General features: G+C 74.1%; 19 protein-coding genes. 16 read left to right on the plus strand and 3 right to left on the minus strand.

What is annotated here, in order from left to right; genetic code table 11:
- Positions 1-47 precede the first annotated feature (47 nt).
- The 13 genes from ACFC1T_RS12695 (at position 48) to ACFC1T_RS12755 (ending at position 14431) form a co-directional block, all read left to right on the plus strand.
- Positions 48-578 carry a hypothetical protein gene (locus tag ACFC1T_RS12695; RefSeq protein ID WP_375887188.1) on the plus strand — a complete coding sequence of 177 codons (531 nt, stop codon included), beginning with the start codon at positions 48-50 and terminating at the stop codon, positions 576-578.
- Positions 565-2268, plus strand: coding sequence for a GH3 auxin-responsive promoter family protein (locus ACFC1T_RS12700; RefSeq protein ID WP_375887191.1), 1704 nt, complete (start codon positions 565-567; stop codon positions 2266-2268). The genes ACFC1T_RS12695 and ACFC1T_RS12700 overlap by 14 nt, the downstream gene beginning before the upstream one ends.
- A gap of 51 nt (positions 2269-2319) precedes the next feature.
- A complete protein-coding gene (locus ACFC1T_RS12705) occupies positions 2320-3177 on the plus strand; it encodes a class I SAM-dependent methyltransferase (RefSeq protein ID WP_375887194.1) in 858 nt (285 codons plus the stop codon).
- A gap of 1 nt (position 3178) precedes the next feature.
- Positions 3179-4624, plus strand: a complete 1446-nt coding sequence (locus tag ACFC1T_RS12710) for an FAD-dependent oxidoreductase (RefSeq protein ID WP_375887197.1) — start codon at positions 3179-3181, stop codon at positions 4622-4624.
- Entirely contained in the window at positions 4621-5778 is a 1158-nt protein-coding gene (locus ACFC1T_RS12715) for a hypothetical protein (RefSeq protein WP_375887200.1), read from the plus strand. Before ACFC1T_RS12710 ends, ACFC1T_RS12715 begins: the two co-directional genes overlap by 4 nt.
- Before the next feature lie 32 nt (positions 5779-5810).
- A complete protein-coding gene (locus ACFC1T_RS12720; RefSeq protein WP_375887202.1) occupies positions 5811-6530 on the plus strand; it encodes a DUF6182 family protein in 720 nt (239 codons plus the stop codon).
- Entirely contained in the window at positions 6523-7179 is a 657-nt protein-coding gene (locus ACFC1T_RS12725) for a LysR substrate-binding domain-containing protein (RefSeq protein WP_375887204.1), read from the plus strand. The genes ACFC1T_RS12720 and ACFC1T_RS12725 overlap by 8 nt, the downstream gene beginning before the upstream one ends.
- Positions 7176-8006, plus strand: a complete 831-nt coding sequence (locus ACFC1T_RS12730; protein WP_375887207.1) for an alpha/beta fold hydrolase — start codon at positions 7176-7178, stop codon at positions 8004-8006. Before ACFC1T_RS12725 ends, ACFC1T_RS12730 begins: the two co-directional genes overlap by 4 nt.
- The gene (locus ACFC1T_RS12735) at positions 8000-8854 is read left to right on the plus strand and encodes a class I SAM-dependent methyltransferase (RefSeq protein ID WP_375887209.1); all 855 of its coding nucleotides are present in this window, start codon (positions 8000-8002) and stop codon (positions 8852-8854) included. Before ACFC1T_RS12730 ends, ACFC1T_RS12735 begins: the two co-directional genes overlap by 7 nt.
- A 45-nt stretch (positions 8855-8899) precedes the next feature.
- Complete coding sequence (locus ACFC1T_RS12740) at positions 8900-10252, plus strand: cytochrome P450 (protein WP_375887212.1); 1353 nt, start codon at positions 8900-8902, stop codon at positions 10250-10252.
- A 35-nt stretch (positions 10253-10287) separates the two neighbouring features.
- Positions 10288-12159 (plus strand): AMP-dependent synthetase/ligase, encoded by a 1872-nt coding sequence (locus ACFC1T_RS12745; protein WP_375887215.1) that lies wholly within the window; start codon positions 10288-10290, stop codon positions 12157-12159.
- 136 nt (positions 12160-12295) lie between these two features.
- Entirely contained in the window at positions 12296-13684 is a 1389-nt protein-coding gene (locus tag ACFC1T_RS12750; protein ID WP_375887362.1) for an MFS transporter, read from the plus strand.
- An 87-nt stretch (positions 13685-13771) separates the two neighbouring features.
- Positions 13772-14431 carry a LuxR C-terminal-related transcriptional regulator gene (locus ACFC1T_RS12755; RefSeq protein WP_375887218.1) on the plus strand — a complete coding sequence of 220 codons (660 nt, stop codon included), beginning with the start codon at positions 13772-13774 and terminating at the stop codon, positions 14429-14431.
- On the opposite strand, the gene ACFC1T_RS12760 is transcribed toward ACFC1T_RS12755, so the two are convergent.
- The 3 genes from ACFC1T_RS12760 to ACFC1T_RS12770 form a co-directional block, all read right to left on the minus strand.
- Positions 14385-15941, minus strand: a complete 1557-nt coding sequence (locus tag ACFC1T_RS12760) for a long-chain fatty acid--CoA ligase (protein WP_375887220.1) — start codon at positions 15939-15941, stop codon at positions 14385-14387. The two genes, ACFC1T_RS12755 and ACFC1T_RS12760, sit on opposite strands and share 47 nt — an antisense overlap.
- Complete coding sequence (hemA, locus tag ACFC1T_RS12765) at positions 15938-17185, minus strand: 5-aminolevulinate synthase (protein WP_375887223.1); 1248 nt, start codon at positions 17183-17185, stop codon at positions 15938-15940. Before hemA ends, ACFC1T_RS12760 begins: the two co-directional genes overlap by 4 nt.
- Positions 17186-17271: 86 nt before the next feature.
- Entirely contained in the window at positions 17272-18855 is a 1584-nt protein-coding gene (locus ACFC1T_RS12770; RefSeq protein ID WP_375887226.1) for a class I adenylate-forming enzyme family protein, read from the minus strand.
- Positions 18856-19422: 567 nt separating this feature from the next.
- Between ACFC1T_RS12770 and ACFC1T_RS12775 the strand changes: the two genes are divergently transcribed.
- The 3 genes from ACFC1T_RS12775 to ACFC1T_RS12785 all read left to right on the plus strand — a co-directional run bounded on the left by ACFC1T_RS12775 (position 19423) and on the right by ACFC1T_RS12785 (position 24454).
- Positions 19423-20763, plus strand: a complete 1341-nt coding sequence (locus tag ACFC1T_RS12775; RefSeq protein ID WP_375887229.1) for a KamA family radical SAM protein — start codon at positions 19423-19425, stop codon at positions 20761-20763.
- Entirely contained in the window at positions 20756-22471 is a 1716-nt protein-coding gene (locus tag ACFC1T_RS12780) for a class I adenylate-forming enzyme family protein (protein WP_375887232.1), read from the plus strand. Before ACFC1T_RS12775 ends, ACFC1T_RS12780 begins: the two co-directional genes overlap by 8 nt.
- 108 nt (positions 22472-22579) lie before the next feature.
- Positions 22580-24454 carry an FAD/NAD(P)-binding protein gene (locus ACFC1T_RS12785; RefSeq protein ID WP_375887235.1) on the plus strand — a complete coding sequence of 625 codons (1875 nt, stop codon included), beginning with the start codon at positions 22580-22582 and terminating at the stop codon, positions 24452-24454.
- Positions 24455-24527 lie beyond the last annotated feature (73 nt).

The raw sequence follows: 24527 nt of genomic DNA on the forward strand, positions 1-24527 counted from the left end.
CCCTCGACCTACTCGCCCGGACCGAGCCCCGGTGGCAGTTCCTCTCCGTGGACGACACCCGCCTCGCCCCCGAGCACGAGCTCATCGGCCGGCTGCGCCGCAACGTCGTCAAGGACGTGGCTCCGCACCCGGGCGTCTGGTCCCCGGACTTCTTCGCCACGCTCGTGCAGACCGCCGTCGTCCACCTGCGCGACCAACTGCTGCGCGCCGACGCCGGGACCCCCGTCGTCGTCGACTCCTACTACTACAAGCTGCTGGCGAAGTGCCGCCTCGCCGGAGCGGGGGACAGCCCCCTGCTCGACTGGTGGCGCACCTTCCCCCGGCCGATCCGGGTGGTCTACCTCGACGTGCCGCCCGGGACGACCTGGGAGCGCAGCCGGCAGGGCGCCGACCTCAACGTCCTGGAGCACTACGGCCCGCAGCCGGACCCGGCCGGCTTCCGGCGGTACCAGAGCGACCTGGCCAAGGTCATGCGGGACGAGATCCAGGACCTGCCGGTCACCGTCATCGAGGAACTGGACCGCCCGGAGCTCACCGCGGCCGCGATCCGGGAGGTGGTCACCTATGAGTTCTGCTGAGGCCTGGTCCGACCCCGTCCGGCTGCGGCGCTACCGCGAGCGGGTGTTCGCCGAACGGCGGGGCCTGCGGGCCGCGTTCACCGACCCGGCCGGGAGCCAGCGGCAGGTGCTGACCGACCTGCTGGAGTTCAACGCGGGCACGGAGTACGGGAAGCGGCACGACTTCGCCCGGATCCGCACCCTCGACGAGTACCGCGGGGCCGTCCCGGTGCAGACCTACGCCGACCTCGAACCGTGGATCGAACGGGCCGCGGCCGGCGAGCGGAACGTCCTGACCGCCGACCACCCCGCCGTGTTCTTCACCAGCAGCGGCAGCACCGGCGCCCACAAGAAGATCCCGGTCACCCCCCGCTTCATGCGCACCACCTTCTTCCCCTTCTACTACGCCGCGTGGGCGCCGCTCATCGAGCACTTCCCGGAGGTCCTGGAGTCCCCCGGGGCGGTGCTGAACCTCAAGCACGACCCCGTCGCGGCCCCGCCCACCACGGCCTCCGGGCGCCCCCACGTCGGCGCCAGCCAGGTCGACTTCGGAACCGCCTTCGGGGAGCCGCTGTCCGCGGAGCCCGGCACCGGCGCCCCCTGGGCGACCCTCCCGGTGCCCGTCGCGGCGGACCGGCACGCGGAGAAGATGTACCTGCGGCTGCGCCTCGCGGTGGAGAGCGACGTCCGCTGCGTCATCGGCATCAACCCGGCGATGGTCGCCGCCCTGCCGTACCAGCTGAACCTGTGGTGGCCCCGGATCGTCCGGGAGGTCCGGGACGGCACCCTCGGCGGCCTGCCGCACCGCGCCCCCGACCCCGCCCGGGCCGCCGAACTGGAGCGCCTCGCCGACCGGCACGGCACCGTGCGCCCGTGCCACGTCTGGCCCCGGATGCGCGCCCTGTTCTGCTGGACCACCGGGGTGGCCTCGCTGTACCTCCCGCGGCTGCGCGAGGAGTACGGCCCCGGCGTGGTGGCCCTGCCCGCCCCCGTGGCCGCCTCCGAGGGCCCGGTGGGCGTCGCCCTCGACCGGCACGGCCGGGCGGGCAGCCTGGTGGCGAACGCCGCGGTGTACGAGTTCGCCGACGCCGACCGGGACCTCGGCCCCGACACCGCCACCCTCCGGCCGCACGAACTGGAGCCGGACCGCGACTACCACGTGGTGTTCAGCCACGTCGGCGGGCTCTACCGGTACGCGGTGGGCGACGTCGTCCGGGTCGTCGACCACCAGGACGGCGTGCCGCGCCTGGAGTACGCCGGCCGGGCGAACCGCTCCGACCACGCCGGTGAGCGGCTGCGCGACGCCCAGGTGACCAGGGCGCTGCACGGCGCGCTGGACGCCACCGGCCTCGAACTGCGCAACGTCGCCTGCCGGGTCGCCGGAGCCCCGCACCGTTCCCCGGGCTACGAGTTCGCCGTCGCCCCGCGCACCCCGTGGCGCGCGGAGGAGTCCGAGCGCTTCACCGACCTCCTCGACCGGGCCCTCCAGCGGCAGTCGGCCGACTACCGCACGGCGCGCGGCCGGGGCCGGCTGGCCGCCCCGACCCTCCTGCGGCTCGACCCCGATGCCTTCCTGCGTGACTGGCAGGCCCGGGTCGAGAGCGGCATCCGCCCCACCCAGGTCAAGGACCGGCTGTTCAGACAGGACCCGCAGGAGTGGGCCCGGCTGACCGGACAGGGCCCCGAAGGACACGGCACAGCAGCCCCCTGAGCCGGCGACGAGCCGCCGCGGGCCTGCGCACCCACCAACCGGAGGACCGACATGACCGCTTCACTGGACGCTGTCGAACGCACCGCGCTCCTCACCGCCGCCCTGCGCGCCGCCGAGAGCAAGCGCCCGGACCGGCTGTACGAGGACCCGTACGCCGCCGCCCTCGCCGGGGACATCGGTCCCGAACTGCTCGCCGAGGTGATCCGCGCGACCTTCCCGCCGGGCCGCGAGCGCACCATCCCGAGCACCCCCGACTACAACGCGATCCGCACCCGGTTCTTCGACGACTACCTCCGGGCGGCGGCCGAGGACCAGGACACCACCCAGATCGTGCTGGCCCCGGCCGGCATGGACTCCCGCGCCTACCGGCTGGACTGGCCCGAGCGGGTGCGCTGGTTCGAGGTCGACCGGCCGGCCGTGCTCGCCCACAAGGCCGAGCGGCTCGGGGCGACCGAGCCGCGCACCGACCACCGGACGGTCGCCGTCGACCTCACCGAGCCCGACTGGGAGGCCCGCCTGGAGGCCGCCGGGTACGACCCCGCCGTCCCCTCCACCTGGCTGCTCGAAGGGCTCCTCTACTACGTCCCCGCGCCCGACGCCCACCGCGTCCTGGAGCGGGTGGCCGCGATCTCGGCCCCCGGCAGCCGGATCGCCGCCGACATCGTCAATGCGGCCGCCCTGACCCTGCCCCACATGCGCGGCCTGCTCGACGTGTTCAGCGGCTGGGGCTGCCCCTGGCTGTTCGGCACGGACGAGCCGGAGGAGCTCTTCGACCGGCACGGCTTCGACGTGCGGGCGACCCAGCCCGGCGAGGCGGGCGCCGACTTCGGGCGCTGGCCGGACCCGGTGCCGCCGCGCAGCGAGCGCGACGTGCGGCGGGTCTTCTTCGTCCACGGGCGGCGGCGCTGACATGCCGACCGCAGTGATCGTCGGCGGAAGCGTCGCAGGGCTGGCGAGCGCGCTCGCCCTGTCCGGGACCGGGTACCGCGTGCTGGTCCTGGAGCGCGCCCCGGGACCGCCGCAGTGGTCCACCGCGGATCCCGGCTCCGGGTGGCGGCGCCCGACCGCGCCCCAGGGCCTCCAGTCGCACACCCTCACCTCGCTCGGCGTCCGCGTCCTGCGCGAGCGCGCACCGCGGCTGCTGGCCGACGCCGTGGCCGCGGGCGCGACGGTCCTCGACCTCACCCGGGCGCTGCCCGCCGACGCCGCCGACAGCGCCCCGGAGCCCGGCGACGGAGACCTGGTCGCGCTCGGCTGCCGCCGCTCCACCCTGGAGCTGCTGCTGCACCGGACGGTCAGCGACACGCCCGACGTTACCGTCCGGCACGACACCACCGTCACCGGCCTCGAACTCCACCCCGGGCACCGGGGCGTGGCGGCCGCCGTCACCGGCACGGGCGAGCGGGTGCGCGCCGACATCGTGGTGGACGCGACCGGGCGCCGGGCGCTGTCCCGCCGCTGGCTGCACGACGCCGGCATCCCGGTGACCGCCGACCGCACCAGCGCGTCCGGGCTGGTCGGCCACACCCGCTTCTACCGGCTGCGGGGCCGCGCCCTGCCGGGGCCGCTCAACCGCGGCCACGGCGTCGGGGACGTCTACGACCACTACGCGGGCGTGCTGCACCCCGGCGACGACGGCACCTTCTCCGTCGCCCTCGGCTCCCTGCCGGGCGACCGCGTCCTCCAGGCCGGCCTGCGCACCCGCACCGGGTTCACCGCGGCCGCCCGCGCCACCCCGGGCCTCGCCCCCTGGCTGGAGGACGGCGTCAGCTCCCCGATCTCGCCGGTACGGGTCATCTCCAGCCCGCCCAACACCCTGCGCGGGGCGGCCGGCCCGCGGCAGGTCCCCGTCCCGGGCCTCTTCCAGGTCGGCGACGCCGCCTGCATCACCAACCCGCTCTTCGGCCGCGGCATGTCGCTCGCCCTCGACCACGCCTTCCGGCTCGCCGACCTGCTGGCCGAGCAGCCCGACGTCGACGCCGCGCAGCGCCTGGCCGTCGCCCGGATGACCCACGAGCTGTTCCTGCCCTGGTACGAGCAGGCCGCCGGGGCCGACCGGCTGCGCAGCGCCCGCTGGCAGGCCGCCGTCGACGGCCGCCCCGCCGTGCCGGTGCCGCCCACCGGCGGGCTGCCCTCCGGCGCGGAGATCGCCGCCGCGGCCCGCACCGACGGCACGGTCTGGCGGGGCCTCACCCGGATGCTGATGACCCTGCGCACGCCCGCGGAGCTGTTCGCCGACGACAAGTTCCTGGCCCGGGTCCGGCAGGCGGCCCCCGCCGGCCCCGCGCCGACCCCGCCGCCCGGCCGGGACGAGCTCCTGCGCCGGGTCACCGCGACAGAAGGGACTCGCGCATGACGACGACCCTCCCGGTGGCGGGCCCCCGCCCGCGACCGGACGCGGCGGACCGCCCCCGGGTGCTCCTCGCGCCCGTCACCATCACCCCGTCCAAGCCGCTCACGCCGAGCCACCTCAAGGGGCTGCTGTGGACGGACGTGATGTACCGGGCCACCCGCCCCCTCGCGGACGTCGCCTACCGCTACAGCCACACCACCTACCACGCCACCGAACAGACCCTGGGCTTCTGGGAGTTCCTCGACCGCAGCCGGGGCGCCACCGACTACGGCGACCTCACCGAGGAGCGGATCGGCGAGCTGTACGTCGCCTTCCGCGCGGCCGAGCGCGCCCCCGCGCAGGCCCTGCTCCCGTACGCCGAGGCGGTCGAACGCGGCTGGGTGCACCCGGTGGGCACCCGCGTCCTCCAGCTGTGGTCCGGGCACTACGCGGCCCTCGGCCTGCACGACCCGGGACTGCTGCGGCACCAGCCGCCCGGCCTGGGCCTGGACGCCGTCCTCGACCGGCTCACCGCGCTCGGCATGTGCCTGGACCAGCGCGAGGTCGGCGGCCCCGTCTACCTGGACCTCACCCGCTTCGGACTGCCGCTGCGCCGGCTGGTCACCGCGGACGGGCGGCCGAACTACCTGGCCTGCGCCCTGCGGGAACTCATCCCGCTCGCCCCGGACTTCGACGAGCTGGTGCTCCTCTACGACCACGAACTCGACTCCGACTACCAGCAGTTGGAGCGGGTGCTGAGCGAGTTCGGCCCGCGCGTGCGGCGGGTGCCGGTCGGCCGGGTGCCCATCGAGGGCCGGATCCGCTCCGCGCGGCAGGGCGGCTGGCGGGGGCTGCACGCCGGGACGCTGATCGACGCCGCCCGCGCCGAGCACCACGAGGACGCCGTACGCCTGGGCATGCGGCTGTACTTCATCGCCGTGCTCGGCCCCGGCCGGCAGCAGTCGTTCCGCTCCGACCTGCTGGCGCAGTGCCTCCGGCGGGCCGAACGCCTGCTGGAGGAGGCCGGTCCGGAGGCGGACGCCGCGGCGCTCCGGGAGCAGCTGGCGCAGCACCGGAAGGACCACGTGTACGTCAACCCCTACCGGCTGACCTCCCACCTCCTCGGCAGGCGCCGCGCCGCGCCCGCCGAGGACCTGCTGCGGGCGGTGTTCCTGTGAGCGCCGGGGCCGCCTCCACCACGCAGGACTGCTTGCGCGAACAGGAGGCGATGCGGATCCGCGCGGCCCGTCCCGACCTCGCCGCCCGGCACGACCTGACCTCGTACGACGGCCTGACCGCCGCCCGCGGCGACATCACCGCGGAGGGCGACACGGGCAGTTCGGTCGTGGTGGTGCTCAAGGCCTTCGACCTGGCCCGGTGGGTGCGCGACACCTGCGTCTTCGCCCTCGGCGTCGAACCCCGGCAGGCGGCGGACTGGCGGACCTCCTTCACCCGCACCGTCTTCCTCGCCGGCAACCCGGAGCAGCTGCGCGAGCGGTTCCGCTTCGCGCACACCGCCGCCGACGGCTCCGCGGCCTGGACCGCGCCCGGGCCCGCCGCCCGGACCTCCGCGCTGCGCAGGCTGCTCAAGGCCTTCGACGCGCCCGCCCGGCTGCCGGACCGGCCGGACACCCTGGTCGAGATCCCCGGCGGGCCCCACCCGCCGGGCCGGCCGCGGGCCCGCCGCGACCTGTACGTCGCCACCGCGGAGTGCACCATCTCGGAGGCCCTGGTGCACGTCAACCACGTGCTGGCGGAAGCCGTCCTGGACGGCCACATCGCGCCCGGCGACCACCTGGTGGTGCACCAGGTGCCCCGGATCGTCGGGGCCCCCGCGCACCTGGTCACCGTGCGCGTGACCACCGAGAAGCACCTTCCCGGACGGCTCAAGGCGGCCGCCGGACTGACCGAGGAGGCACGCGTTGCCTGAGCAGACCCCCACCCCCGAGCGGATCCCGACGGCCGGGAACCCCCCGACCGTCCGGTTCGGCTACCACGGCTCCACCGAGGTGGTGGACCGCATCGTCCGGCTCGCCGGCCGTGAGCGGGCCGACGTGCGGCTGGTCGAGTACGACATCGCCGACCCGTTCCGCGGCGTCCGGGCGGGCGAACTCGACGTGATGATCGTGAAGTTCGGCATCCACGAACCCGACCTGGTCACCAGCCGGGTGCTCACCGAGGACGCCCGCGCGGTGGTCGTCGGCTCCGGGCACCCGCTGGCCGGCCGGGCGTCGGTCTCCATCGAGGAGCTCGCCGACTACGACGCCTTCGCCCCGCCCGGGGACTTCCCCGCGTACGTGTGGGACGACGTGGTCCCGGCGCGCACGCCCGCCGGGCGGCCCATCCGCCGGGTGCGCCGGGTGCGCACCGTCCCGGAGATGATGCGCACGGTCGCCGCCGGCGACGCCGTGCACATCTCGCTGGTCTCGCTCGCCGACCTCGCGCCGCCCGGCATCGCGGTGGTGCCGATCCACGACCTGCCGCCCGCCCCGGTCACCCTGGCGTGGGTCCGCGGCGCCGAGGTCCACGACCACGTGCGGGAGTTCATCACCACGGCCGAGGCGGAGGCCTCCCGGTGACCGTGACCGCCCCCCGGACACCCGCCACCCGTAGGCCCGGCGCCCGCACGCCCGTCGTCCTGCTGCACGCACTCTCCCTGCACGCCTCGATGTGGGCGGCCCAGGAGCGCGCCCTGCGCGCCCTGGGGCGCACCGTCCTGGCCGTCGACCAGCGCGGTTTCGGATCGGCCCCGCTCGGCGACGCCCCGCCCTCGCTCGACGTGGTCGCCGACGACCTGGCCCGCACGCTCGACGGGCACGGCCTGGACCGGGTCGTCCTGGCCGGATCGTCCATGGGCGGCTACGCGGCGATGGCGTTCCTGCGCCGCCACCCCGACCGGGTCGCCGGGCTCGCCCTGCTCTCCGCCCGCGCCACCGCCGACGACCCCGAGGACGCCGCCCAGCGGCTCCGCTTCGCGGAACTGGTCCAGGACCCGGCCCACCGGCCCGTGCTGGTGGAGCGGGTCACCCCGCTGCTGCTCGCCGACTCCACCTGCGCCGAGCGCCCCGACCTGCTCGCCCGGGTCCTCGCCGACGCGCGCGCCGCCGACCCCGCCGCGCTGGCCTGGGCCCAGCGGGCGATCGCGGCCCGCCCCGACTCCACCGACGTCCTGCGGGCGGCCCGGGTGCCCGCCCTGGTGATCGCCGGCGCGCAGGACGCCCTGGTCGCCCCGGAGGAGTCCCGGTACGTCGCGGACGCGCTGCCGCAGGGGCGCCTGATCACCCTCACCCGCACGGGCCACCTCCAGCCCCTGGAGGCCCCCGAGGCGGTCACCGACGCCCTCCGCGGCCTGCTGGCCGAGGTCGACGCCACGGCGGACGCCCGGAGCGGGGCCCGGGCGTGCTGACCGAGGACCACGAGGCCTGGGGCCACACCTCCTCGACCGGCCTCGGCTTCACCCACCACGCCATCGTCGACGCGCACTTCCGCGCCTGCGAGGAGACCTATCTGGACCTGCTCGGCCGGGCCGGCCTGCGCCCCGGACAGCACGTCCTGGACGCGGGCTGCGGCCCCGGCGACTTCCTGCCGCACCTGGCCGCGCTGGTCGGCGCCGGCGGCCGGATCACGGCCGTCGACCTGGCCGAGGAGAACGCCGCGCTCGCCGCCGAGCGCGCGGCCGCCTGGCGGCTGCCCTGCCCCACCGAGGTCCGCACGGCGGACCTGCTGGACCTGCCCTTCCCGGACGACGGCTTCGACGCCGTCTGGTGCGCCAACACCGTCCAGTACCTCGACGACGACGAACTCGACCGGGCGCTCGCGGAGCTGATCCGGGTCGTCCGCCCCGGCGGCACCGTCGCGGTCAAGGACCTGGACGCCCACCTGATCACCGCCCGGCCCGCCGACCCCTACCTGTTCACCGACTTCTTCCGCGCCGCGGGCGCGCGCCCCGGCTACGCCCGGCAACTCCTGCGCACCCGCGAGCTCCAGCGGCACCTCAGGAGCGCCGGGCTCACCGGGGTGCGCGGGCGGACCGTCCTGATCGAGCACCACGCCCCCCTGGCCCCCGCCGCCCAGGACTTCTACAAGGCCGCGTGCGCGCAACTGGCCGGGCAGGCGCTGGCCCTCGGCCTCGACGACGGGTGGCGGCGGTTCGCCGACCCGGCCGACCCCGCCCACCCGCTGGACGACCCCGACGGCTACGTCAGCGAGGGCAACGTGCTCGCCGTCGGCACCGTGCCCGGCGCTTCCCACTGACCGCGGAACCCGCCGCCCAGGCAACGACGAGGAGCCCGTAGCACCATGCCAGCGACCACCACCGCCCCCTGCCCGCCGGCCCCCGGCCGGGTACCCGTCCTGGGCCACGTGCCCGCACTGCTGCGCCGGCCGCTGTCCTTCTTCGAGTCCACCAGGACCGGGGACCCGCTGGTGCGGGTCGGGTTCGGGCCCGTCGGCCTGTACCTGGCCAACGACCCGGCCCTGGTGCACCGCATCCAGGTCGACACCGCGGCCTTCGAGCGCGGCCGCTTCTTCGACGTCCTGGCCGGGCACTTCGGGAACCCGCCGATCGCCTCCGACGGCGCGGGCCACCGGCACCAGCGGCGCACCCTCCAGCCCGCGTTCAGCCGCACCAGCGTGCGCGACCACACCGGGGCCATCGTCGAGGAGGCGCAGCGGCGCTTCGGCGCCTGGCGGCCCGGCACGCCGGTCCGGGCGGACGAGGAGGTCTCCGACTTCGTCGCCGCCGTGGTGCTGCGCTCCCTGTTCGGCGCGGACCTCGCCCCGGCCGTGGTGCGCGACATCCGGCACACCCTCAGCCTGATCTCGGGCAAGCTGCTCGCCGGGACCGTCTTCCCCGAGGCCCTGACGACCCTGCCCACCCCCGCCAACCGGCGCTTCCAGGCCGCCATGGGCCGCTTCCACGCCGTCATCGACGCGCTGATCCGGGACCGGCGGGCCAACCCCGGCCCGGTGCCCGACGTGCTCGACATCCTGCTGAAGGCGACCCACCCGGACACCGGCCGCCCCTTCACCGACCACGAGATCCGCGGCGAGGCCCTGATCCTGGTCTTCGCCGGCCTGGAGACCACCAGCACCACGCTGACCTGGGCGGTCTTCGAGACGGCCGTCCGGCCCGAGGTCCAGCAGCGGCTGCACGACGAGGCCGCCCGCGTCCTGGACGGTCGGCCGCTCGGCTACGACCGGGTCAGGGAGCTCTCGTACACCCGCAAGGTCGTGGACGAGACACTGCGGCTGCACGCGCCGATGCTCTCCACCCGGCGCGCCCGGCACGACGTCGTCCTCGCCGGAACCCTCGTCCCGGCCGGCGCGGAGGTCGGCTACAGCCCGCGCGCCGTGCACCGCAACCCGGCCGTCTACCCGGACCCGCACCGCTTCGACCCGGAGCGCGCCGCGGCCGACCCCGAGCAGGCCCCGCCGCCCGGCGCCTACGTCCCCTGGGGCGTCGGAGCGCACCGCTGCATCGGGGAGCACCTCGCCGCGACCACGATGACCGTCGCCCTGGCCACCCTCGCCGCCCGCTGGCAGCTGCGCATCGCGCCCGGCGCCCGGATCCGGATGGCGACGAGCTCCCTGCCGTACCCGCGCAGCCTCCCCCTGGTGGTGCGCCCGCGCGGCCGCGGCGGTGCCGAGTGACCCCGCAACGACCCCCGCAACCGAAGGAGCCCGCCGTGGCATCGGCGACACCGCCCCGACCGTCCGTCGACACCGGGGACCTGACGATCACCCGGCTGCTGCGCCGCAACGCCCGCGCCTTCCCCGGCCGTCCCGCGCTCACCGGCGGCACCGGCCCCGACGCCACCACCCGGACCTGGTCGCAGCTGCGCGCCGAGACCGCCGCGCTCGCCCACGGCCTGGCCGGGCTCGGCCTGTCCCGCGGCGAGCGGGTGCTGATCGCGATGTCCAAGCGGCCCGAGCACTGGATCACCGACCTGGCCGCCGTCCACCTCGGCGCGCTGGCCTGCACCCCCTACGACACGCTGAGCACCGAACAGCTGCGCTTCGTGGCCCGGCACAGCGCGGCCACCGTCGTGGTCCTGGAGGGCGCCGAGCAACTGCGGCGCTGGCAGCCGGTGCTGACGGAGATGCAGGGGCTGCGCGCGGTCGTGCTGGTGGAGCCGGCGGCCGTCCCCGCGGGTGACCCGCGGTACGTCACGTACGCCGAGCTGACCCGCGAACTGCCCGACGAGCGCGCCTTCGACGAGCTGACCGACACCGCGACGCCCGACACGCCCCTGACCGTCGTCTACACCTCGGGCACCACCGGCGACCCCAAGGGCGTGGTGCTCTCGCACCGCAACGTCATCCACGAGTCGATGATGCAGGACCGCCTCGTCCCCGTGCCCGCGCACCCGCGCACGATCGCCCACCTGCCGCTGGCGCACATCGCCGAGCGGGTGCTGGGCATCTACATGCCGATCTGCACCGCGGGCCACGTCACCATCTGCGACGACCCGGCCCAACTGGCCTCCGCCCTGCGGGCGGTGCGCCCGCACGCGCTCTTCGGCGTGCCGCGGGTGTGGGAGAAGCTGGCGGTCGCGGCGCGCGCCCGGCTCGCGGCGCTGCCGCCCGCGGAGGCCGCGGCCGTCGACGAGGCGCGGGAGACCGCCGTCGAGGTGTACCGGCTGCGGTCGGCCGGGCGGTCGGTCCCGAACGAACTTGCTTCCCAGTATGAAAAGTTGGACGATGTCGTGCTGCAGCCGCTGCGAGCCGCCATCGGGCTCGACGACTGTCACCGTGCCCTCAGCGGCGCGGCGCCCATTCCCACCGCCGTGCTCGAGTTCCTGGCCGGGCTCGGGCTCTCCGTCTACGAGGTGTGGGGGCTCAGCGAAACCACTGGGGCCGCCACCGTCAGTACGCCGGAGGTCTTCGCGCTCGGCGCGGTCGGCCGTCCGGGACCCGGTATCGAGATCCGGACCGGTGCCGACGGCGAACTGTTCCTGCGCGGCCCCGTGGTGTGCGCGGGCTACCTGCGCGCCGACGGCGGCCTCGACCCCGCCACCGACGCCGACGGCTGGCTGCCCACGGGCGACGTCGGCGCCGTGGACGACCGCGGCCTGGTCACCATCACCGACCGCAAGAAGGAGCTGATCATCACCGCAGGGGGCAAGAACATCGCCCCGACCAGACTGGAATCCCTGCTGCGCGCCCACCCGTTGATCGGCCAGGCCGCCGCCATCGGCGACCGCCGACGGTACGTCACCGCGCTGCTCGTCCTGGACGAGGACGCCCTGCCCACCTGGGCGCGGGCCAACGGGGTCGACGCGGCGGAGCTGGCCGACCCGGCCCGCCACCCGGCCGTCCGGGCCGCCCTCGACCAGGCCGTCGCCGAGGCCAACGCCGTCCTCGCCCGGGTCGAACAGATCAAGAAGTACCGCCTGCTGCCCGGCCCGTGGACGCCGGAGAGCGGTGAGCTGACGCCGAAGCTCAGCCTGCGCCGGACGGCGATAGCCGAGCTGCACGCGGACGCCATCGAGTCGATGTACGGCGCGGACCGACCCGGCTCCGCCCCCGCCCGACCGGCCGAGCACCCGAGCAACTGACCACCCGTCCGACCCCGACCCTTCCTTCCCCGCGTCCCAGAACCCCGACTCTCGATAAGGAGCCACCCCTGTGTCCGACGGGATCCGTCCCCACAACAGGGTCGCCCTACTCGCCGTGACCTGCATCGGGCAGTTCATGGTCCTCCTCAACAACACCATCACCAGCGCGGCGCTGCCGGACATGCAGAAGCGCCTGGACACGACCCTGACCGGGCTGCAGTGGATCGTGAACGCCTACGTGCTCGCGGTGGCGATGCTGCTGCTGGCCGGCGGCGTCTTCGCGGACCGCTTCGGCGGCAAGCGCATCTTCCTGGGCGGCATGGCGGTGTTCACGCTCGCCTCGCTGGCGTGCTGCCTGTCCGCCTCGGTCGGCTGGCTGCTGGCCGCCCGCATCCTCCAGGGCATCGGGGCCGCGGCGCTCAGCCCCGCCAGCCTCGCGCTGCTCGCCTCCGGCTACCCCGCACCGGGGGACCGGGTGAAGGCGATCGGCCAGTGGGCCACGTTCAGCGGCATCGGCCTCGCGGTCGGGCCCGCGGCCGGCGGCCTGCTGGTCCAGGCCTTCGACTGGCGTGCCATCTTCCTGATCAACATCCCCATCGGCGTGGTGACGCTGATCGTGGGGGCGCGCATCCTTCCGGACCGGCGCAACCCCGAAGCGCCCCCGCTCGACGTGCCCGGCCAGGTGCTGGCGCTCCTGGTCGTCGGCACATTGGCCTTCGGACTCACCGAGGCCGGTGACAAGGGCTGGACGGCGCCGCTGATCCTGTCCTGCTTCGCCGCGTCGGTCGTCCTGCTGGTGCTGTTCCTGGTCGTCGAGGCCCGCTCGGCCAGGCCGATGCTGCCGCTGCGCCTGTTCCGGCTGCGGCTGTTCACCGTCTCCAACGCGGCGATGATCGTGGTCGGCTTCGGTCTGATGGGCTCGGGCTTCTTCTTCACCCAGTTCTTCGCCACCGTGCAGGGCCACTCGGTGCTGCGCTCGGCGATGGAGACGCTGCCGTGCACGCTCGCGATGGTGGTGTGCAGCCCGTACGCCGCCCGGATCGCCGCGCGGTTCGGCTTCCGCAGCGTCGTCACCGTGGGCCTGGTCCTGGCCGGGGCCGGGCTGGTGACGATGGCCGCCGTGCACACGGACACGCCGTACCTGAACGTGTGGTGGCGCCTGGCGGTCACCGGTGTCGGCTTCGGCCTCACCATGTCCCCGCTGACCGGGGCGGCCATCTCCTCGGTCAGTGTCCAGGAGGGCGGCCTCGCCTCGGGGATCAGCAGCACCACGCGGCAGATCGGCGCGGTCTTCGGGGTCGCGGTGCTCGGCGCCATCGTGCGCACGCGCCAGGAGCACGGCGCCTCCTACAGCAGCGGTCTGAACACCGCGTTCCTCACCGCCGGGGTCGTCACCCTGGTGAGCGCCGTGTTCACCGGCCTCTGGTTGGTGCGGCAGCAGGCCCCCGCGGCCGTCGTCCCGCAGAGCGTCCCGACGGCCGTTCCCCGGCCCGAGGGCGAGCCGGTCCTGACCGACCGGTCCTGACAAGCAAGGAGGGTGGCCGCCCCGTCCGGGGCGGCCACCCTCGCACGACCCGAGGCCCCACCCTCGTACGCACAGGAGAAGGAGATCATGCACCTTCCGACGCTTCCGTCCTCGCCGGGCCTCACCGTGGCCCTGGCGGTCCGCAAGGACATCCACCGCTACGGGCTCGAAGGGATGCTGCACTCCCTGGAGTCGATCGCGAGCATCTTCAGCTACCCGACCGTCGCCGACGCCGCGGAGGCGGCGCCGAAGCTGTCGCCGGACCTCCTGCTCACCTCCGCGGCCGAGCTGGCGGAGGCCCCGGACGCGGCGCCGGCCCGGCGGCTGCGCGACCACGACGTGCGGCTGGTGGTCCTGGTCGGCCCCGAGGAACGGATGACCCCGGCCTGGGCCCCGCACGTGCACGGCTTCGTGGACCGGTCGGCCCTCCACCTCAGCCTGCTGCGGGAGGCGGTCGCCGACGTGTCCGCCGGGCGCTTCCACGTGTCGGCGAGCCTGGCGCGGCGCCTGCTGGTGCCCGCCGACCCCGGCCCCGCGGTCGCGCTGACGGCGCGGGAGACCCAGGTCCTGGAACTGGTCGCGGGCGGCCTGAGCAACAAGCAGGCCGCCCGCGCACTGGGCATCTCGGAGAACGGCGTCAAGCGGCTGATGGGGAACATCCTCGCCAAGCTCAACAGCCCCAACCGCACCCTCGCCGTGGTCAGGGCGATGGAACTCGGCCTGCTGGCGAAGCCAGCAGCAGCGTGACCAGCTCGCGCTTGAGGACCTTGCCGCTGGGGCCGAGCGGCATTCGCTCGACGAACTCCACCCGGCGCGGCCGCTTGTAGCCGGTCAACTCCCGGCGGGCCAACTCGTCCAGGCTGTCGACGAGTTCGGGGTCGGTGCCGAAGCCGTCCCGGCGCACCACGACGGCGCAGACCTGCTCGCCGCGGGCCGGATCGGGGACACCCACCACCGCGATCTGCTCGACGCCCGGGTGGCGCAGCAGCACGTCCTCGACCTCGCGCGGGTAGACGTTGTAGCCGCCCTGGATGATCACGTCCTTCTTCCGGTCCACCAGCGTGAGGTAGCCGTCCGGCGCCAGGCGCCCGAGGTCCCCGGACCGGAACCAGCCGTCCACCAGCACCTCGGCGGTGGCCTTCGGCAGGCCGAGGTAGCCGGCCATCACGTTGTGGCCCCGGACGACGACCTCGCCCACCTCGCCCACGGGCAGCAGTTCGACGCGGCCCTCCAGGTCGGCGCGGGCGACGGCCACCTCCACACCGGTGACCGGCAGCCCGACGGTGCCGGGCCGCGGCGGCGTCCCCGGGTGGTTGTACGAGACGCAGGGCGAGGTCTCGGTCAGGCCGTACCCCTCGTACACTTCGCAGCCGAGGACGGTCCGCACCTGGTTGAGGACGGGCACGGCCAGGGCGGATCCGCCGCTGTAGGCGCGCCGCAGCCGGTGCGCGGGCGCGCCCGCGGCCACCGCCTCCAGCAGCGCGTGGTACATGGTCGGCACGCCCATGAAGACGGTGCAGCCGTGGCGCGCCATCTCCTGGAGGGCCTGCTCGGCGGCGAACCGGGGCGCCAGGACGAGGGTGGCGCCGGCCAGGAAGCAGGTGCCCATGACGCAGACCTGCCCGAAGGTGTGCGACAGCGGCAGGCACCCGTAGAGCACGTCGTCGTCCTGGACCCCGAACGGGGAGACGGCGGTCACCTCGATGTTGGTGACGACGTTGCGGTGGGTGAGCATCGCGCCCTTGGGGCGGCCCGTGGTGCCCGAGGTGTAGAGGATCGCCGCCAGGTCGTCCGGGGCGACCGCCACGTGCCCGTCGACCGGCCGCCCCGGGTGGGGGGCGTCCAGGTCGATCCCGCCGGAGCGGTCGTCCGCCACGGTGAACAGCGCGATCCCGGCGGCCGAGGCGGCCGGCCCGCCCTGCCCGACGACGGTGCCCTCGCAGACCAGGGCGCGCGCGTCGCAGTCCTTGAGGACGAACTCCACCTCGGCGGTGCGGGACTGCGCGTTCATCGGCACCACGACCGCGCCCAGGGCCAGGACCCCGTAGTACGCGGCCGGGAAGCGGGGGGAGTTGGGCAGGAGCAGGACCACCCGGTCGCCGGGGCCGACGCCGTGGTGGCGCAGTACCGCGGCGTACTGGCGGGCCCGGTCCCACAGCTGCCCGTAGGTGACGACGGTGTCGTCCTGGACCAGGGCCGGACGGTCCGGCCGCCGTGCCGCCGTATCGGCGAGCACGGCGGCCAGGGAGCGGGTCACACAAGCTCCTTCGCGGTGGTGTGCCCGGCCGCGCGGTCGGAGGCGGTGGCGATCCCCAGCTCCTGCCAGATGCCCGCCAGGGCCTCGGCGAACTTCTCCACGTCGGCCTCCGTGTGGGTCGCCGACGGGGCGATCCGCAGGAGTTCCTCGCCCGCCCGGACGCTGGGGGCGTTGATGGCCTGGACGTACAGCTTGTGCCGGTCCAGGAGGAGCGCCGAGGCCTCCTTGCACAGGGCGTCGTCGCCGACCAGCGCCGAGACGATGTGCGAGTCGGGCGACAGGAACGGCACGTCGGCCTCCTGGAGCAGCCGGTGCAGCAGCTGGGCGTTGCGGGCCAGGCTCTCCCGCTCGGCGTCGGAGCCGCGCAGGTGGCGCACCGCGGCCAGGGCGCCGGCCGCGGTCGCGGGCGGCAGCGAGGTGGTGAAGACGAACGCCCGCGACATCGTGCGCACCGCGTCGACCAGGTCCTGCGGCCCGGCGATGTAGCCGCCGGCGGTGCCGAGGCCCTTGGCGAGGGTGCCCATGATGACGTCGAACCGGTGGGCGATGCCCTCACGGGCGGCGATGCCCGCGCCCTCGGGGCCGTACATGCCGATGGCGTGCACCTCGTCGAGGAAGGTGGTCGCGCCGTACTGCTCGGCCAGGTCGGCGATCTCGGCGAGCGGCGCCACGTCACCGGACATGGAGTACACCGACTCCAGCACGATCAGCTTGGGCGCCTCCGGGTCGGTGGCCGCGAGGAGTTCGGCCAGGTGCGCGACGTCGTTGTGGCGGAAGATGCGCTTCTGGGCGCCGCTGCGCCGCAGGCCGTCGATCATCGACGCGTGGTTCAGCTCGTCGGAGAAGACGACGGTGCCCTTGGGGTTGCCCGCGATCACCGCGAGCGCGCCGTCGTTGGCGGTGTAGCCGGAGGCGAAGAGCAGCGCCGCGTCCTTGCGGTGCCAGTCCGCGAGTTCGCGCTCCAGCTCCACGTGGCGGTGGTTGGTGCCGCCGATGTTGCGGGAGCCGCCGGAGCCGGCGCCGAACCGGGCCACGGCGTCGTGGACGGCGGCCAGGACGGAGGGGTGCTGTCCCATCCCGAGGTAGTCGTTGCTGCACCAGACGGTGATCTCGTTCTCCTCGTCCGCGGTGCGGGCGATGGCGCTGGGGAAGTTGCCGGCGCGGCGGCCGATCTCCAGGAAGGTGCGGGTGCGGCGCTGCTCCTCGGTGAGCTGCTGGGTGAAGTAGTCGAGGTGCCGGGGCATGGGAGTTCCTCTCGTTCGACACGACGTGAAAGTGGCTTGATCAGTAGGGGAGTTGACCGGTACGGGAGTCGGGCCGGCGCGGTGCCTCAGGCGGTGGCGGCGGCGCTGTACTCGCGCAGCCGCGCCTTGTCGGGCTTGCCGGTCGGGTTCATGGGGAGTTCGTCGAGCACCAGGACCAGCTCGGGGGCCAGGGCCGGCGAGAGGTCGGCGCTGATGTGCTTGCGCACCGCCTCGGGGTCGACGGGCGTGCCGGGGCGGCAGGTCAGGGCGGCGTGGAGGTGCTCGGTGCCGTCGGCGTCGCGCACTCCGTAGACGGCCGCGAGGGCGACGCCGGGGACGGTCAGCAACTCGCGTTCGACCACGGCCGGGTAGATCTTCACCCCGTCGACCTTGACCACGTCGGAGACCCGGTCGAGCAGGTGGAGGTGGCCGCGGTCGTCGCGGTAGCCGATGTCGCCGGTGCGGTACCAGCCGTCGCGCAGCACGCCGGCGTCCAGGGCCGGGTCGAGGTAGCCGTCCATGAGCTGCGGGGAGCGCATCCGGATCTCGCCGACCTGGCCGTCGGCCAGCCGCACCCCGGTGTCCGGGTCCCACACCTCCAGCTCGACCTCGGGGAAGACCCGGCCGACCGTGGCGGCCAGGCCGGCGTCGGCGTGCCCGGCCGGGTCGAGGTAGCTGATCCGGCCGCTCTCCGTGGTGCCGTAGAGCTGCAGCAGGATCGGGCCGAACACCTCGTGCGCGGCGGCGAGGCGGCTGGGCGCCGCCGACGTCCCGCTGTAGCTCAGGCTCCGCAGGCCGGCCAGTCCGGCCGACCAGGCGTCGCGGTGGCCCAGGTCGTCGATGTGGTCGAGCAGCCGGTACAGCTGGGTGGTGGCCATGAAGGTGCGGGTGACGCGGTGCTCGACGACGGCGCGCACCACTTGCCGCGCGTCGAACTCCGGCAGCAGCACGACGCTGCCGCCCACCGCCAGGGCGCCGTCGACCAGGAGTCCGGCGCTGTGGCTCAGCGGGGTGCTGAACAGCGCCGTGATCTCGGGGGCCTCCCTGGGGGTGTCGACCGCGATCCGCACGGTGCCCTCCCAGGACCGCAGCGACTTGCGGATCCCCTTGGGGCGACCGGTGCTGCCGCTGGTGAACATGATGACCGCCAGGTCGTCGGGCTCCCCGCACGCCGGGGCGACGGCCCCGGGGTCGTCGGTGGGCGCCGTCCCGGCGGACCCGTCCTGTCCGGGGCCGACCAGGACCGCGCCGGAGCGCTCGGCCAGTTCGGCGGCCCGCGCCGCGCTGGTCCGGTCGGCGTACAGCACGCTCGCGCCCGTGTCCCGCACGATGCCGAGCTGGTCGGCGAGCGGCAGCATGGCCGTGCTGGTGCCCGGGTTGGTGGAGCGCAGGTAGCAGACCGCGGCGCCGGCCAGGTGGGCGGCGTGCCGCACGCCGAGCATGTCCGGGCTGTTGGGCGCGGTGAGCACGGCGACCACGGTGCCGCGCCCGACGCCGTTCGCCCGCAGGGTGCGGTAGGTGCCGGTGACGGCCCGCAGGTAGTCCGCCGCGGTCAGTTCCGTACCCGGGTAGCGCAGCACCACCTTGTCGGGGTGCGCCGCCAGCGCCTCCAGTACCTCGGGCACGTAGCCGCCCGCGTCCGACCACCAGGCCCCGCCCGCAGTCACCATGCCGCCCTCTCCTCACCGCCCCGCCGAACCCGGCGGCCAGCCGTTGACCTGACACCTGGAGTCTTCTGGTCGCCGACGGCGCGGAACAGGCGTGTTCGGGCAGGTCGGTGGTGCGCCCGGGCGGGCTGTACTACGGGGGTACCCGAACGGGTAGGCCACCCGGTGGCGGCGGCCGCACTGCCCGTCAGGAGCTCCCCGGGAGGGCGGGAGTGGGCGAATGTGAACAGTATGTGCTGTCGCTCACGGAGGGGGGAGCGGCGCAGAACCACTGACCTGCAACGATCTGGTGGGCTGATGGATCGATTCGGGAATCGTGCTTGATCGCCGCTCCCGGACGGCGCAGGATCAATCCCGGCAAGGCACCGAGCTGTGCCGTGACACGGGGGATTGAGCGAGCCGTATCTCCTCGGCTCCGAGCGACTTTCACTCACTTTCCTGACGGGATTTCCGACGGGCGGCTTCGGGCCGCTCCTTCCCATGTCACGACCGCGCCGGTTTTTCCCACTACACCGATGTTGCGGGGGAAGTGTGTTGCAACAGCCTTACTCATATCGGTACAGAGCCCTGGTGGAGCCCGACTGGCGGAGGATCCCCGGTTGGCGCGAGGTGACCGAGCAGGAGTGGCACGATCCGCAGTGGCAGCGTGTGCACTGCGTGAAGAACGTCCGCCAGCTCCGGGCGGCCTACGGCGACCTGCTGTCCGAGGAGTTCTACCTCGACGTGGAGCGCGACCAGGCGGAGCGGGCGACCATGTCGCTGCTGCTGCCGCCGTACGTGCTCAGCATGATGGTGCCGCACGCCGAACCGGACGCCGAGAGCATGTACGCGGACCCGGTGCGCCGGCACATGCTGCCGGTGTTCTCCGACCGGGACCCGGAGTGGCCCTCGCACCCCTACGCCTCGCGGGACTCGCTGCACGAGGCGGAGATGTGGGTGGTCGAGGGACTGACCCACCGTTACCCGACCAAGGTGCTGGCCGAGTTGGTCTCCACCTGCCCCCAGTACTGCGGGCACTGCACCCGGATGGACCTGGTCGGCAACTCGACGCCGCAGATCCTCAAGTTGAAGTTCACGGTCAAGCAGGCCGACCGCCACGACGCCATGCTGGACTACCTGCGCCGGACGCCGTCCGTCCGCGACGTGGTGGTCTCCGGCGGCGACGTGGCCAACGTGCCGTGGCCCCGGCTGGAGTCCTTCGTCTCGGCGCTGCTGGAGCTGGACCACATCCGGGACATCCGGCTGGCCTCCAAGGCGCTGATGGACCTGCCGCAGCACTGGCTCAGCGACGACGCCCAGCGCACCATGGGCCGGCTGGCCGCCACCGCGCGCGAGCGCGGCGTCAGCCTGGCCGTGCACACCCACACCAACTCCGCGCAGCAGGTGACCCCGCTGAACGCGCGGGCCGCCCGGAGCATGCTCGACCTCGGCGTGCGCGACGTGCGCAACCAGGGCGTCATGCTGCGCGGGGTCAACGACACCCCCGAGTCGCTGCTCGACCTGTGCTTCGCGCTGCTCGACGGCGCCGGGGTGATGCCGTACTACTTCTACCTCTGCGACATGATCCCGAACGCCGAGCACTGGCGCCTCGCCCTGTGGGAGACCCAGGCGTTGCAGCAGGCGGTCATGGGGTACCTGCCGGGCTTCGCCACGCCCCGGCTGGTCTGCGACGTGCCGTTCGTCGGCAAGCGCTGGGTGCACCAGACCGAGCACTACGACCGTGAGCGCGGCATCTCGTACTGGTCCAAGAACTACGTGACCTCACTGGAACAGGACGACCCGTACGCGCTCGCCAAGTCGTACGAGTACTACGACCCGATCCAGACCCTCGGCGAGGCGGGGCGCGAGTGGTGGCGCTCCCACGTCGCAGTGTCGGAAACCGTCCCGAGCACCAGGAGCTCCCATGAGTGACCTCAGCCCCATCGCGCCGCTCCCGGTGCGGCAGAAGTTCCTGGTCGATCCCGACCTGGGGGCCGGCAACTTCCTGGAGTACGCCCTCAAGTACAACCCGAACACCGACGTGCCGCTGGTCTACAGCCACCGGACGGACGAGCGCGGGCAGGTCGCGCTGCGCGGGTACAGCCTGAACGAGCTGGCGGCCATCCGCGACCAGTACGCCCGCTGGTACTGGGCGAACGGCGTGCGGCCCGGCGAGCCGGTCGCGCTCTACATCGCCGAGGGCCTCCAGCCGATCCTGCACTTCCTGGCGCTCACCGCGCTCGGCGCCGTCCCGGCGCTGGTCAACGACGCGATGCCGATCGCGACGGCCAAGCGCTACCTGGACCACGTCGGCGTGGTCGGCCTGGTCGCGGACGACCCGCGGCTGATCTCGGCGGCCTACAAGCCCGGGCAGCCGCGGCCCCGGTTCATCGTGCCGTCCGCGGAGATCCGCGCGCACGACCCCGAGTCGGGCACGCTCCCGGACGTCTACCCGTTCCGGCACGCCGCCGAGGACGTGGTGGGGCTGATCCACTCCTCCGGCACCACCGGCACCCCCAAGTCCACCATGGTGGCCCACCGCCAGTTCTGGGTCGGCAAGGAGACGCGCATGGTGCGCTTCCCGGCCGAGCCGTACGACCGGCTGCTGTCGCTGATGCCGCACACCCACGCCGGCGGTCTCAGCTACCTGCTCACCACGATCCTGCTGGGCCTGCCCACCCTGACCATGGGCGACTGGCGGCGCACCGCGGTGGAGCCGGTGATGAAGGCCTTCCAGCCCACCATGGTCGCCTCGTTCGCCCGCACCTTCGTCGAACTCGCCACCGGCGAGGCCCCGGTGGAGGCCGCCGCCAAGGTGCACACCTGGTTCAACACCGGCGACTCGGCGCACTTCGGCCACATCCGCCGGCTGGTGCGGCTCGGTGAGCGCCCCTCCGGCCTGATCCAGCCCTGGCTGCTCCCCGAGGGCGCCGCCGGCCAGGCAGTGCTGCCCGGCTCCCGGTTCGTCGACGGCCTGGGCTCCTCCGAGATGGGCATGGCGCTGTTCGGCCAGGTCACCACCCCGGAGACGCCCCGCGACGACCGCTGCGTCGGCCTGCCGGTCGAGGTGGTCGAGCACGCCGCCGTCCTGGACGACGACGGCAACGAGGTGCCGGACGGCACGGTCGGCTACCTCGCGGTCAAGACCCCGTCCCGCACCCCCGGTTACTGGAACGACCCGGAGCTGACCAGCAGCTTCGAGCTGGCCGGCTACTGGCTGACCGGCGACATCGCCCGCCGCACCGAGGACGGCCGGTTCTACCACCTGGACCGCACGGTCGACGTGATCAACACCGCCGCGGGCCCGGTCTACAGCCTCCCGCTGGAGGAGGTGCTGATCGCCGACTGCGAGGACCTGGTGATGGACTGTTCGGTCATCGGCGTGCCCGGCGCGCTCGGTGACGGCCAGCAGCCGATCGCCGTGGTCCGGCTCCAGCAGGGCGCGCTCGGCACCGACCCGGCCAAGATCCTCGACGCGGCGAACAAGGCCATGGCGGCGGCCGGCCTGGCCGAGCTGGCCGCGGTCTTCGTGGCCGAGCAGGAGGGCGACTTCCCGACCGGCCCCACCGGCAAGGTGCTCAAGCGCGAGCTGCGCACCCGCTACGCCACCGCGCTGACGGCCGATGCCGCCCAGCAGTAGTCCGGCTCCACCTCCACTCCTTCACGGCTACCAGGAAGAGCTATGTCAGGAGAGAAGCAGACACGTGTGATCGGCGTCATCGGCGCCGGTCCCCGGGGGCTCTCCGTCGTGGAACGGTTAACCGTCAACGCGACGGAGGGCGGCCACCCGGTCGTGATCCACGTGGTGGATCCGTTCGTCGGCAGCGGCGGTCGGGTCTGGGACATCACGCAGCCGACCGAACTGCTGATGAACACGGTGGCGTCGCAGGTCACCATGTTCACCGACCCGAGCGTCACCTGCGAAGGCCCGATACGTCCGGGACCGAGCCTGTATGAGTGGGCGAAGCTGGACATCGAGCTGGAGCCCCTCGAGTACCCGGGGTGGGTGAGCGAGGAGGCCGCGGAGCTCGGCCCGGACTCCTACCCCTCCCGGGCCTTCTACGGCCACTACCTGGTCTGGGTGCTCGACCGCCTGATCAGCACGGCCCCCGACCACGTCTCGATCCGGCTGCACCGCAACACCGCGGTCAGCCTGACCGAGGCCGAGGACGGTTCGCAGATCGTCACCCTGGACGACGGCAGCGGACTGCTGCTGGACAGCGTCGTCCTGGCCCAGGGGCACCTGGACATGCCGCCGAGCGCCGGCGAACTGGGCCTGGAGGGCTACGCCCGGGCCCAGGGCCTCGGCTACCTGCCGCCGACCAACCCGGCCGAGGCGGACCTGGACTTCGTCGCCCCCGGCCAGCCGGTCGCGCTGCGGGGACTGGGGCTCAACTTCTTCGACTACCTGACGCTGCTGACCGCCGGCCGCGGCGGCACCTTCGTCCGGGAGGGCGAGCGGCTGCGCTACCGCCCGTCCGGCCGGGAGCCGTTGATGTACGCCGGCTCCCGGCGCGGCATCCCGTACCACGCGCGCGGCGAGAACCAGAAGGGCGCCTTCGGCCGCCACTGGCCGGGCTCCCGCACCATGGAACGGATCAACGTGCTGCGCGAGCAGCGCCGGCTGGGCGCGGAGGTCGAGTTCACCCGGCACATCTGGCCGCTGGTCGACCGCGAGGTCACCGGGGTCTACTACCACGCGCTGATCTCCGAGCGGCGCGGCGGCGAGCAGGCCGACGCCTTCCTGCGGGAGTACGGCGACCGGTTGCCGGGCGCGGACGACGAGGAGCTGCTCGGCCGGTTCGGCCTCGGGCCGGCCGACCGCTGGGACTGGGACGCGATCGCCCGGCCGTACGGGGAGCGCAAGTTCCTCGGCCGGGTCGAGTTCCAGGACTGGCTGCTCGGCCACCTGCGGCAGGACCTGGTGGAGGCCCGGCGCGGCAACGTCGGCGGGGCGCTGAAAGCGGCCCTGGACGTCATGCGCGACCTGCGCAACGAGGTCCGCCTGCTGGTCGACCACGCCGGGATCACCGGCGAGTCCTACCGCGACGAGCTGCAGTCCTGGTACACCCCGCTCAACGCCTACGTCTCGATCGGTCCGCCGCCCAGACGGATCGAGGAGCTGATCGCCCTGGTCGAGGCGGGCGTGGTGACCATGCTCGCCCCCGGCATGCGGGTCACGCCCGCACCGGCGGGGGCCGGGTTCACCGTCGACTCCACGTCCGTCCCGGGCGGGGAGGTCGAGGTGACCGCGCTGATCGAGGCGCGGCTGCCCGAGGTGGACATCCGGACCACCGAGGACCCGCTGGTCCGCAACCTGGTGGACCGCCGGGCCTGCCGGCCGTACCTGATCCCCACCGGCACCGACGGGCACGTCGAGACCGGCGGGCTGACGGTCACCGAGCGCCCGTACCGGCTGGTCGACGCGGCGGGCCGGGTGCACCCGTACCGCTACGCCTTCGGGGTGCCGACCGAGACGGTGCACTGGGCGACCGCGGCCGGGATCCGGCCCGGGGTCGACTCGGTGATCCTCGGCGACGCCGACGCGATCGCCCGGGCCTGCCTGTCGGCCGAACCGGGCCAGCGCTCGCCGTCGGCGGCGCGGGTGCGGGTCACCCTCTGAGCGCCGGGCTCCACCGCACCACCCGGTGGCCCCGGCCGCCGGTCGTACCGACAAGTCCCTTGAGAAAGTCCTG

It is taken from the genome of Kitasatospora sp. NPDC056076, from assembly GCF_042266305.1.
Taxonomy (GTDB): Bacteria; Actinomycetota; Actinomycetes; order Streptomycetales; family Streptomycetaceae; genus Kitasatospora.